9 protein-coding genes are annotated in these 11,175 nt (G+C 48.8%); 4 read left to right on the top strand and 5 right to left on the bottom strand.

All coding sequences use genetic code 11. The features are described 5' to 3' along the window. Positions 1-139: 139 nt before the first annotated feature. The 4 genes from ACUZ9P_RS10745 to ACUZ9P_RS10730 are packed head-to-tail and all read right to left on the bottom strand — an operon-like array spanning position 140 to position 7,761. The gene (locus tag ACUZ9P_RS10745) at positions 140-1,297 is read right to left on the bottom strand and encodes a restriction endonuclease subunit S (RefSeq protein WP_449249706.1); all 1,158 of its coding nucleotides are present in this window, start codon (positions 1,295-1,297) and stop codon (positions 140-142) included. Further along, complete coding sequence (locus ACUZ9P_RS10740) at positions 1,294-2,835, bottom strand: type I restriction-modification system subunit M (RefSeq protein WP_449249705.1); 1,542 nt, start codon at positions 2,833-2,835, stop codon at positions 1,294-1,296. The genes ACUZ9P_RS10745 and ACUZ9P_RS10740 overlap by 4 nt, the downstream gene beginning before the upstream one ends. 20 nt (positions 2,836-2,855) lie before the next feature. Beyond that, positions 2,856-6,245, bottom strand: a complete 3,390-nt coding sequence (locus ACUZ9P_RS10735; RefSeq protein WP_449249704.1) for a DEAD/DEAH box helicase family protein — start codon at positions 6,243-6,245, stop codon at positions 2,856-2,858. Positions 6,246-6,288: 43 nt separating this feature from the next. Then, positions 6,289-7,761: a sigma-54 interaction domain-containing protein gene (locus tag ACUZ9P_RS10730; RefSeq protein ID WP_449249703.1), complete on the bottom strand. Its 1,473-nt coding sequence runs from the start codon at positions 7,759-7,761 to the stop codon at positions 6,289-6,291. Between the two features lie 207 nt (positions 7,762-7,968). On the opposite strand from ACUZ9P_RS10730, the gene ACUZ9P_RS10725 reads away from it, so the two are divergent. Beyond that, positions 7,969-8,139 carry a hypothetical protein gene (locus tag ACUZ9P_RS10725; RefSeq protein ID WP_449249702.1) on the top strand — a complete coding sequence of 57 codons (171 nt, stop codon included), beginning with the start codon at positions 7,969-7,971 and terminating at the stop codon, positions 8,137-8,139. A gap of 64 nt (positions 8,140-8,203) precedes the next feature. Continuing rightward, positions 8,204-8,515, top strand: a complete 312-nt coding sequence (locus ACUZ9P_RS10720; RefSeq protein ID WP_449249700.1) for a hypothetical protein — start codon at positions 8,204-8,206, stop codon at positions 8,513-8,515. 223 nt (positions 8,516-8,738) lie between these two features. Here ACUZ9P_RS10720 and ACUZ9P_RS10715 read toward each other — a convergent pair whose 3' ends face one another. After that, complete coding sequence (locus tag ACUZ9P_RS10715) at positions 8,739-9,914, bottom strand: hypothetical protein (RefSeq protein WP_233483096.1); 1,176 nt, start codon at positions 9,912-9,914, stop codon at positions 8,739-8,741. A 340-nt stretch (positions 9,915-10,254) separates the two neighbouring features. Here ACUZ9P_RS10715 and ACUZ9P_RS10710 point away from each other — a divergent pair, with 340 nt between their 5' ends. Both ACUZ9P_RS10710 and ACUZ9P_RS10705 read left to right on the top strand, forming a co-directional pair. Further along, complete coding sequence (locus ACUZ9P_RS10710) at positions 10,255-10,899, top strand: GntR family transcriptional regulator (RefSeq protein ID WP_227118412.1); 645 nt, start codon at positions 10,255-10,257, stop codon at positions 10,897-10,899. Beyond that, positions 10,896-11,168: a hypothetical protein gene (locus ACUZ9P_RS10705; protein ID WP_449249699.1), complete on the top strand. Its 273-nt coding sequence runs from the start codon at positions 10,896-10,898 to the stop codon at positions 11,166-11,168. The genes ACUZ9P_RS10710 and ACUZ9P_RS10705 overlap by 4 nt, the downstream gene beginning before the upstream one ends. Positions 11,169-11,175 lie beyond the last annotated feature (7 nt).

Raw genomic sequence — 11,175 nt, 5'->3', positions numbered from 1 at the left:
AAACCTTTTTGTATAGTTTATACAGAGTGCCTGCATCACTCTTGTTTGTGCAGTAGGGATCGAAAATATTTTAAATATTTACAATTATAAGAGGCGCCGTGCCACAAATACGTCATGCTCAAATATATTCTACGCATCTTCAGAATAGTTGCATTTGAATTGAGTCAAAAAGATTATCAGCTTCATAACTTTTTTTGCAAAGATTAGCTTTAATAGCCAATGCATGCTTCACAATTGACGAAAATTCATATTGCACATTTATAGGTGGCAAAGGGATAGTAAGTTCTTTCAATTTTTTTCCAGTCAAGTGTGGTATTGTTGCAGCACCACCAACTAATGTGTCAAATAATTTATTTTTAGCATAAAAAAACATTAAATACATAATGTATTCTGGAGTAACAAAATCCTGGTTACATCGAACTCTATGGAGTGCTTTTTGAAAAAAACAATTTTCAATTTCGCAATTCCATATAGCTGTCCGTCCGATTTCCCCTCCTTCACATATAAGAATATCCCCGCGTTTTAAAGAAAATTCCTCTCTATCCTTATGGTCAAAATCCATAACTCTCAGCTTTGTCAAATCAAATGAAAACCATTGAACGTTGTAATTGGCAAGATACGGATGCTGGTGACTTCCTGTTTGCTGCTTTCCATCAAGCATCTTCCCTAGCCGGAAATCTGCGAGATTCGCAAACGTGGAAATATCCCATCCCTTCGAATTCGCAACCGGCTCACCGAACATGTCCAAAAATACGCTTTTTAAAAAAACGTCTACCAGCTCGAGGGACTGCTGGCGTTTTCGGCGTATAGCTTCTGCTTTATCTAAAATTGTAGCAATGCGCTTCTGCTCGGCAAGAGGGGGAAGAGGAAGCTCTATTGAAGCAACAATGTCCTTTGAGATTTCTTTAAAAGTTGCTCCCCGTCCAAGAAAATTCAAAAATTTTCTTTTCCCCTTTAAGAACCAATATAAAAATTCATTATGCACTTCGCTTGAACAAATGAGGCTTTTGAACCCTTGATTACAGTACATCTCAGTCGCAGCAATTGCCACTTTACCAATGGGAGCTCGCGAAGATAAAAGTACTGTTCCAACTGGAAGAAGACGCAGATTTGTTTCTTTTACTGCTTGCTTTGTAATTTTTTTTTGAGTGCTAACGATGTATTTTGATTTGTCTTCTATTTCTCCAGGAGTTACCCAATCAAGCTCTCCATTCCAATACTTTTTTATTTTAGTTGATGGTGTAGTGCCAGAAATAATTTGGCATACATTCCCTATCGGGACAGTCTTCCACTTCATTTCAGCATCTCCCGTAGTTCTACCATGTCCGCCATGATTCCTTGTTCCAAAACTTCCATGCGCTCCAGGATCACCAACGGCGGATCATACTCTTCTAGTGTATACACCTGCTGCTTATAGCGGTTGAGGCTCAGGTCATACTTTTGTTCGCGTATTTCTGCGTCAGACACAAAAAAGGCCTTGCTGGTGCGGTCAGTAACCTTGCCTGCATCCCGTGTTTTCCAGCATTTCAGCAATTCCGGCAGATCATTGGCTTCAATGGGGTTGCGTTTATCGTCCAAGCTAAAGCCATCAGCCTGCACGTCAAAAAAGAATACGTCGGAAGTGTTGCCGCCCTTGGTAAAAAGCAAGATGGCCGTGCTCACACCCGCATATGGCTTAAATACACCCGAGGGCAGAGAAATAACGGCATCAAGCTGGTTGTCATCCACCAGCAGCTGTCGTAGGGCAATGTGGGCTTTGCTGGAACCAAAAAGCACGCCATCCGGCACAATAACCGCACAACGTCCGCCTTTCTTCGACATGCCCAGCATACGCACCAAAAATAGCAATTCTGTTTTGGTACTCTTAACCTTACGGGTGAGCTCCTGAGCGATGTCATCCCCATCAAGATTACCTTTAAAAGGTGGGTTGGCCAGAATGATATCGAAATGCTCTTCAACTTCAGCAGGATAATTCTGTTTAAAGCTCTCCGAAAGGGAATCCTGATAAAAAATGCACTGCCCTGCCACGCCGTGCAACATCATATTCATGGCCGAGAGGCGCAGCATGGTCTGATCAAAGTCAAAACCACGAAACATGTGGTTGTTGATGTGATCAAGGTAGGGAGTGAGCTGGTCGCCCACATAGACAGGGCTGCCATCATCGCCGTTAAAGACCATGTCCGGCGAAGTATTGGTACGGCGCAGGTATTCCATAGCCTTGACCAAGAAACCAGCGGTACCACAAGCAGGATCGCCAATAACATCTGTGGGTTTAGGCTCTAGCAGCTCAACCATGAGTTCGCGGATATGGGCGGGAGTGCGAAACTGCCCGTTGATTCCTGCAGTGCTCAGCTTGGAGAGCAAATATTCGTAAAGATCCCCCTTGGCATCGGTATTGCCCATGTCCATTTCATGAACAGCGGCAATGGCGCTGGAAAGCAGCCCGGGCTTTACAATAAGCAGCTGCGCATCCTTCATGAGTGCGCCCAGGCCGATTTTTGCGCCTTCATTTTCACCGTTGACATTATGGGGCTGATCGAGGGTGCGTAAAAAGGGAAAAACTTTGTCACGTACCAGAGTGAGCAGTGGCTCACCGGTCATATGACGAAAATTTCCCCATCGCAGTTCTTTTTGATCTTTGGCAAACCATAGGGGTTTATATGGCTGCTTGGTGCGTTGAGCGGCTTTTTCTCGGTTTGTTTCAGCTTCGTCCAGCATGCGACAAAAAAACAGATAGGTGATCTGCTCAATGACGGTCAGAGGGTTGGTGATGCCCCCTGTCCAAAAGTCTGTCCAAAGTTTGTCGATTTTATTGCGCAGGTCACCATTGGTCATGAAAAGCTCCAAAAGTCTGGTTAGGCAGAAGCCGCGCTAGGGGTCGGCTCTGTTAAAGATTCGAGCACAGATACAAGGTCTTGCATCTGTTCTTCGTTAGTAAAAATTCCGTCCGGCCCATCTGCACTCAAATGCGTAAATGGTGCTTCGTACAAATGCTCCAGCTGTACAGGACCGTAAGCCTGAATATGCTTTTGCAGCAGGTTTAAAAAGGCTATTTGCATGGATCCAAGACTCGGGTGCCTATGAAAGAATACTGCAAAGCGCTCCTTGACCGCTTCTGCATCCATACCAACAATGGCCCGTAATTCCATTTCAAGTTGTGAAGTGGCCGGATAGAACTCGCGCAAGGTATCCAGGCTTACCCCCGCATTTTGAGTGAGCACCAATGAGGCAATATGGGCAAAGTCCTCTTCGCTCAGGGGCTCGCCATGTCGCAGTTTGCGCAATGTGGGGTCGGTGGTAAAATGCGGTTCTAGTACGCCGCGAATTTTTTCCCGGTATGCGCGCATGTCTTCCGGAGAAGGCCGCATTGTTCCCCGCACCGTATAAACGACACCAGAGTCAGCAATATCCAGAATACGCGGTGGCATGCCGGAAGGCGTGCCCGGTGTGATACTGAATTGCATTATACCCCGCAAGGCCTGGCGTTTTTCTTCCAAGGCGGGCAGAAGGGCTGATAATGGCTGTTCCCAAAAAGATTGCTCCCGCAACGGCCTGATGTGGTCGAATTTGTCACGCACGGCCATTATGTTCGTTTGCAGGCCAGCCAGGGCATTATCCAGCTTATTTTTCAATCCCTCGGCGATAGTGCTTTCACGCAATAACTCTGTTTGCAACTCCGTCAGCAAAAGGTCAAAAGCGTACGCCTCTTTGTCGCCACGAATGTTTACATAGCGCATGAGCGGCGAGAGTTCTTTGCGCACAAGCTGCACCGTTGTTGGGGAAAATTGCTCTAGGGTTGAGCCGGACAAAGCAAACAGCTTATGCCGATATTTTTCCTGCACTGGCAGGCTGTTGTCTGGCAATGCCTGTATCATTCCCCGCACGAGGGGCAACGTGAGGTCAAAGGTTGTTTTGTCATATTTGGCCAGTGCAGTTTCAGCCAAGGCAAGACGTGCCTCGAATACCCGTTCAAGAAGTGACGTGCTAGTTTGGGCCTCTTCCTTAGCCCGATCCACTTCGAAATATTCGCAGTTGCCCCAATGGTCAAAAAGGTAAAACTGTTCTTTGTGCTTGCCTGGGCCATGCAGATCTTTACAAAGGCGAGTTCCACGACCAATCATTTGCCAAAACTTAACGTAAGATTTTACTGGCTTGGCAAAAACAAGATTGAGCACTTCCGGCACATCTATGCCAGTATCCAGCATATCCACCGACACGGCGATGACAGGATCGCTGCCAGGGGTTTTGAAATCATCAATTAGCTGCTCGGCACGCGGGTTATAGTTATCGATGACGGCGCAGTAATTGGGGCCAAACTCTGGGTACATTTCCTGAAAAAGCTTGCCTAATAGTTCCGCATGCACATGATTGCGGGCAAAAATGATACTTTTGCCAGGCCCGTTTTCTGTGTTATCACGCAGGCCATTTTCCATAAGGTTTTGCAGAATTTTACGATTGGTATCTTTATTATAAGCTTGAGAATCGATTCTCTCCGCATCGATTTCTAAGCTTTCAGGGTCAATGCCTTCTTCTTCAATGCGCAGCCGCTCTTCGTCGGAAAGTTGGCTATAATGGATTCCTTCCCGCAAAAATCTAGTGGTTACCGTAATGACCGTAAAATCTACCAGAGTGCCTTCCTGAATTGCTCTTTCATATTCGTAAAAATAGGTCGGAAGACCATCATCACACTGGAACATCTTGTAGGTATTGTGCGAGACTTTATTTCTTGGCGTTGCGGTAAGGCCAATTTGCAGGGCATCAAAATAAAGAAATAGATCTCTGTATTTGTTGTAAATACTCCGGTGTGATTCATCTGCAATGATAAGATCAAACCAAGCCACATCGTACTGCTGAAACCGCTTCATCATGGCGGGATATGTACCTAGAACTACCTGCGCTGCTGGCTCTCTGGTGCGGGCCAACAAACTTACGTTATAATCTGGCAAAAATTGAGTGAAGGCGTTTTTTGCCTGACGGCGCAATTCTCTTCTGTCGCAAAGAAAGAGCACTCGCTTGGCAAAGCCAGCGCGCATGAGAAGGTCGGCAAGTGCAACGGCCACGCGGGTTTTCCCCGTACCAGTCGCTTGAACAATAAGGGCCTTGCGGCGGCGCTTTTCACCAAAACACTCCGCAACCGCCTTGATGGCTTCTAACTGGTATTCGCGGCCTGCCCCCCCAGCGATGTCAGGACGGTGCTTCACGTGCGCCGGATTTTGCATTCTTTCGCGCTGGAACTTAACGCGATAGTTCAGACTGTCTCGAGAAGGAATGCCGTAGATTTGCCTATCAGGATATCCGCGCGGTGTCAGTGAGGCTGGCCCGCCAGCATCATCCACCAAGGTTGTTTCGTAGCCATTGCTAAGAATAATGAGTGGGCGAATGCCGCTTATTTTTTCCAAAGCATCAGCGTAACCCTGCGCCTGTTTGCGGCCTTTAGCGGGGCTTTCAGCTGTGCGTTTGGCCTCGACAACAGCAAGAGGCGTATGGTCTTCATCATAAAGCACATAATCTGCACGGCCAGTGCCAGATGGCGTGCCATCAATGGAGAGCGGAACCTCGAAATCAACCTGAGCCTTATCTTTAACGTCCCAGCCAGATACAAGAAGCATGGTATCAATAAGGCGCTTGCGCGTTTCCTCTTCATTAAAGAGAAGAGCGTCAGCAGCTTCAGTGGCCTTAGCCTTGAAGGCAGCCGAATTTGTGGCCCGCGCTTCAGCGCTCAGACTTTCGTATTGGCTGTGCAATTTTGCATTTTCAGCAACGAGGACTTCGCTTGCTTCATGCAGTTTTTTGAGGTGCTCAAGCTCGTATTGCGCACTGGGAGCAGAAATACTTTGGATAGACTTAAACGCCGTTGGCAAGCCCTCTTTGCTGTGGGTACTGAATAATACCCACCAGCGGGCCAAATCAAAAACGCTTTTGACTGTTTCGAGTGCGTGACTGTTGTCCTGAATAAGACTGTGCACAGCCTTGTTGCCCGACATACGAACCTGATGGAATGTATCAAGCACGGGCTTGGGCAGAGTTTTCGTTCTTTCCAATTCTTTGAGCACCGCAAGAAAATTGCCATCCACAATAGGAATACCCAATTCTTTGCACACAAACATGGCCAGATGCTCAGCGAGAAGGCGGCTCTTAAAACGTGAAGAAGGAGGATCACTCTGCACATAAAGCTCGGCAAAAGCTCCCAGCTCGGCAAGTTCCGGCCATGCAGGCCGTAAAAACTCAAAATTTGTTGACTGCATGTGTTCCTCATTCATGTCTTGCTACAAGCAAGGGCTGTGCCACTTATTTCAATCCCTGCTTGGCCAACCAGTTGGTTAGGGTCTGATACGACCCCAAACCCAGCAAGTCAGCTGCTTTTGTCTTAACTCCACCAGCTTCATGCATGGCTCTTTTCAAGTAGTGAGACTCTACCATATCTAGCAAACCCTTTAATGAAAAGCCGTTACCTATTGGTCGATCCAAAAGGTTAACAGGATTTTCAGGGGTGACAAGCAGGGCTTGCCTGGCTGAGTCAGCATCTATGAGGTCAGCAGGCGACCATAACGCCGCCCGCATAACGGTATTTTTTAACTCGCGTACATTTCCCGGCCAAGAATGACTGAGAAGAATGTTCTTTGCGGCATCAGAAAATTGTTTCTGGGAGGGCTTGCCATTTATGGCAAGCTCTTCGTTGGCTTGTTTTAGCGAATGCTCTAGCAGCAATTCCAAGTCACTCCCACGTTCCCGTAGCGCTGGTAGGCGCACAATTCCGACTGCCAAGCGGTAGAATAAATCGCTACGAAACCGTCCGGCAGCGACCTCGTGCATAAGGTTTTTATTTGTTGCCGCAATAATGCGCACGTTTACCTTTTCTTCTTGCGTACAACCCACCGGAGTAACAGCACGTTCTTCAAGAGCTCGCAGTAATTTGACCTGAGCAGCGGGTGGAAGCTCACCCAATTCATCAAGGAATAGTGTACCCCCCTCGGCAGACTGAAAGTAGCCGGGGGTATCTTTAAGAGCGTTGGTGAACGCTCCTTTTTTATAGCCAAATAGCTGCGATTCAATAAGTTCAGCCGGGATTGCACCGCAGTTGACGGCAATGAAATTCTTCCCTGCCCGCAGGCTGCCAGCGTGTATAGCTCGCGCAAACAGTTCTTTGCCTGTGCCAGATTCCCCCTCAATAAGAATAGTAACGTCGCGGGGTGCCACATTCAGCGCGTGCTGCACAACCTGCTGCATCACAGGGCTACTGTACAACACATCTTTAAAGGCCGGATGAGCTGGCGTGTTTGCTTGCGTCAGGCGGGAAAGATCACGGTCTGGCAAAAAATAAGCCGCAATTTCAAATGGGAATTGAACTTGTTGCACGCCCTTTACACGGGACGATTCAATAACTCGCGCCCCGTACGTTGGAGCCAGTAGCAGCCATACGAGGGCCATCGCAGGTGTGCCTGGGCTTATGTGAAAAGTCAGTGATGAGTCGGGATAGCGGCATGTAAATTCGTGAAGAATATTTCTTACGGATTCATAAATTTCTTTATGATTGGTGGGGCTGGTTAACTCGACGGGCCGAATATCAATCACTGTGGTGAACTGGCTCGTTAGCCACTGGCGATAGATGGTGACCCTGTCATTAAGATAATTATTCAGAAGAAGCACATGTGTATATCTATCAACCTTGAGCGCCTGAGCGATTGGGCCAAGATTGTGGTCGTCGCCTGCTTCAGCTGCAGAGAGGTCAGCATTACCGATCCAACATATGAGTGTATTCATAAAAAAGGACTATAATATTTATTGTGTCAGCACAATAATAGTTATGCTTCATCAAGGATGAATATTTTTTGTTCTACAATATTTTTATATAAATCTAGATATTTAGAGTAGTGTGCTGGTTTTGGCACGATTCTTACATATAGGACAATAATGGCTGTAAAGGCGAGACCACTACTACCCATCTTCAACATTGTAAGGAGCACCCCCATGCCGAAGCAAATACTGAATCCTGGTGAAAAGGCCCCTGATTCCGGTCAATACCAAAACTCCAAAACCAAAACGGAAGTGACGGTTGTCAAAGGCAAACCGTTGCCTCCTACCCCCGGCAAAGGGCAAGGCTACAAGCTGGTTGACCCTACCAAGCATAAAGGCAAGTAGCATTTTACGCACCGCAACATTTTCCCGGTGACCACATGGTCGCCGGGAAGCAAAGGAAGTATGTATGAACGGTATCTATCATGTTGATTTTGCCTCACCACTCGGAAGTGGGAGTGGCACAGTGTTCCTTGAAAATGGGATTATGCGCGGCGGAGATGCAGTTATCGCCTATCATGGAAATTACGCCCTTACTGGAGATACAGTCAGGGCCGACGTCAGCCTGATCAAGCACGGTGCAGGATTCTCTGTGCTGGGCGATGCCACAAACTTTTCGTTGCTCGGCAAGGTATCAGGGAATGAGATTAAAGGAACGGGCACAGTGCCCGGCATTCCGTTGCAGGCGCAAATTTCTCTGCGAAAGGTTGGTGAATTGTAGCAGATGTAAGACGTACGGTCCGGGCCTTAACAGAGAGAGCCGGGGATTTCCCCGGCCCTCTCTGTTAGTCATTATTGCCAAAAGCAATTATATTACCATAAAATTAGTTTTCTGAAACATAAAGACATTAATAAAACGAACTATATTAGTGGAATATACAACTAATGAGGCAAAATATGTAAAAAGTTATATTTGTACATATACCTGTCGCAACAGGAGTTGATCAAGGATTCCTCCAGCGCAACATGATCTGACCAAATGCCGCCGAAACATCTACATAAAGAGTTTCCGCATCTGCTCCAAAGGCGCGTTGCCTTTTGCTAGCCAGAATAAGGACAGCGTGCAGACCATGCTCGGCATAGAAAGGTTTGGCAAAATACGAGCGGACGCCTAGTGGGGCAAATAACGCCCAGTCAATGGATTTGACACTGTCCAGGGTGTCTTCCACAATCAGCGAACTCAAACTGTACCGCTCAATATCCTGAGCGATAGTGCCCTCATAGGCATGCAGGGTGCCCCATTCAAGGCCCTCAAAAACAGGCCCCACACCATATACGGCTACACGGCCGCTGCCCATCTGGATATGCGAAAGCATCAGCCCGTCAACTTCGGGTTTGCAAAGGCCATGCAGCTCTTCAAGCGCCGGGCGCAGATCGCCTGTGCAAAGCGCGAGAGCACCGTCATCCTCAAGCTTCACGGGTTTGGCATCAACCTTGACCAGCGCAGCCCGCACAACCTCCTTGCCCGGCTCGCCCCACAAGGTAAGCCGCACATGTGCGGAAAATAGCCCACGCTCGGCATTGCCCAGAAGCAACTTGCCCGACCACGCATCCCGCTCGACAGCCTTTTCCATCGCGGTCAAAAAAACTCTCATGGCTGACGGCGGCACTACATCTTTGAGCACAAGCACGCGTTCCGCCTGCTCTTCCCCCCAAAAAAGCATTTGCGCGGCTGTGTTAACGTCGCACAGTTTTTGCTTTTTCAGGTCTACGGTAAATACCGGGTAATCGGCATCTCCCACGCGCATCTGAAGCTGCGCATTGTAGCAAGCAGAATTGTAGCCGCCAGGCAAAAAAGCCTCTTTCAAAAAACCGCTGTACACATCCTGCTCCGGCTCTGGCCAGCCCTGCAAAATGAGCGGCGTGCGGCCATCATCGTATTTTAGCCTGAAGATAGCGGCGGCAGGCCGCCCGGCGTGGATCATGTCCCAGAACTCCACTAGCAGTGGATAATCCTGCTCCATCACAGCCTGCTTTCTGAATGCGGCATTTTTCAGCAGCTGCGGCGCATCAAAACCCGCGCCGCGCCATCGGGTAAAAACCTCAAGACGCGACTCGCGCTGGCAAATGCTCCACAATAATCCAGGAAAGCCCTTGCGCCATTGAAGAAAACGCGCCATTCCAGCTCCATTTGTTGACAATAAAAACGCAATCCAGCCGTATTGGCAGTAAAATAGACACTGACCATGAGCAAGTCTTTTTTATACGCGCCTGTGGTCTGACCATTGATATTTATTTTAATTATCTCCCTGTTATTTAACCCGTATAATCTGCTTGTAATCCGTTCAATTGTACACACACTTTTATAGTGGTCATACCAAATTGATAAAAATACATCATGTTTTTCATAATGTTAAACATGAGAAGAAATTTTTTTGGCTTGTGTTGCCAAAAAATTTACAGGCGCGCACAATGAAGTCATATAAAAGTACTTGAATACGCTTTGCCTGGAGGACGCCCATGATCACGCCAGCAAACGCCGAAAACCCGCTGGAACACGCCCTGTTGCAAGGGCGCTGGTCACTTTTTGAACGCCTGCCCGCCGAGCGCCACCTCGCCGAAGAGCTTGGGGTCAGCCGCGCAACGCTGCGCACGGCCCTGAGCACCCTTGTGGGCAAGGGTATTCTGGAAACCCGCCGCAACAAGGGCACATTTGTCCGTGCCCTGCCCTGCAACCCCGACGCCGCCAGCCTGGCCGACAGCCTGCGGGCCATGAATATCGTCATGCCCCCCTTGCTGGCAGCGGTATCCGGTTCGTTTGCGCCGTCAGTCATGCTGACCATTGAGCGGCATCTGCCCTCCATCGGCATGGCGCTGCACAGCGGCGATATGCGCCTGCTGGCGCAGCATCACCTCAAATTTTTCTACATACTTTTACGGGCCATCGACAACGCCCGCCTTGCGCAGGCCGGCGCAGCCACACTGCCAGAGGTTGGTGCGCTTGCCCGGCGGTTGCAAGAGTGCAGCCAGGCGCGGCTGGAGGAGCTGTTCAAGCACCTGGCCCGCACGCTGCACGGTCTGCGCCATGCAGACGCGCAAGCCTGCGCATCTTCCGTTTCGGCCTACGCAACATGTCTTTTGCAAAGCCTTGGGGAAGAAGAATGACAGACCAGAAAAGACGCAATTTTTTACGGGGAAACTGGCGCGCGGTTTCCCCATGCATACCGGGCGAAAGTTTCGGTGCAGAGGCCCTGGCCTGCACCGGCGAGGCACTGCTGCCGCCGGAATTTTCGTCCATCATGTTGCGGTTTGAAGGGCAGCGGCTAGGGCTGCCCGTGGATAGCATGAACGAGGATGCACTGATTCGAGCAGTTGCACAGGCAATGCGCGCACAAGCGCGCCCCCCCGTGGAAACGGAAACCCCGCAATCTTGAGGAGGGT

The organism is Desulfovibrio intestinivivus, from assembly GCF_053570665.1.
This window is presented reverse-complemented; position numbering and strand designations above follow the sequence as displayed.

Excerpts from the sequence above, each read along its gene's own strand:
- ACUZ9P_RS10710 (WP_227118412.1), top strand. The coding sequence starts at position 10,255 with ATGATCACGCCAGCAAACGCCGAAAACCCGCTGGAACACGCCCTGTTG.
- ACUZ9P_RS10745 (WP_449249706.1), bottom strand. The coding sequence starts at position 1,297 with ATGAAGTGGAAGACTGTCCCGATAGGGAATGTATGCCAAATTATTTCT.
- ACUZ9P_RS10730 (WP_449249703.1), bottom strand. The coding sequence starts at position 7,761 with ATGAATACACTCATATGTTGGATCGGTAATGCTGACCTCTCTGCAGCT.
- ACUZ9P_RS10735 (WP_449249704.1), bottom strand. The coding sequence starts at position 6,245 with ATGCAGTCAACAAATTTTGAGTTTTTACGGCCTGCATGGCCGGAACTT.
- ACUZ9P_RS10740 (WP_449249705.1), bottom strand. The coding sequence starts at position 2,835 with ATGACCAATGGTGACCTGCGCAATAAAATCGACAAACTTTGGACAGAC.
- ACUZ9P_RS10720 (WP_449249700.1), top strand. The coding sequence starts at position 8,204 with ATGAACGGTATCTATCATGTTGATTTTGCCTCACCACTCGGAAGTGGG.
- ACUZ9P_RS10725 (WP_449249702.1), top strand. The coding sequence starts at position 7,969 with ATGCCGAAGCAAATACTGAATCCTGGTGAAAAGGCCCCTGATTCCGGT.
- ACUZ9P_RS10705 (WP_449249699.1), top strand. The coding sequence starts at position 10,896 with ATGACAGACCAGAAAAGACGCAATTTTTTACGGGGAAACTGGCGCGCG.
- ACUZ9P_RS10715 (WP_233483096.1), bottom strand. The coding sequence starts at position 9,914 with ATGGCGCGTTTTCTTCAATGGCGCAAGGGCTTTCCTGGATTATTGTGG.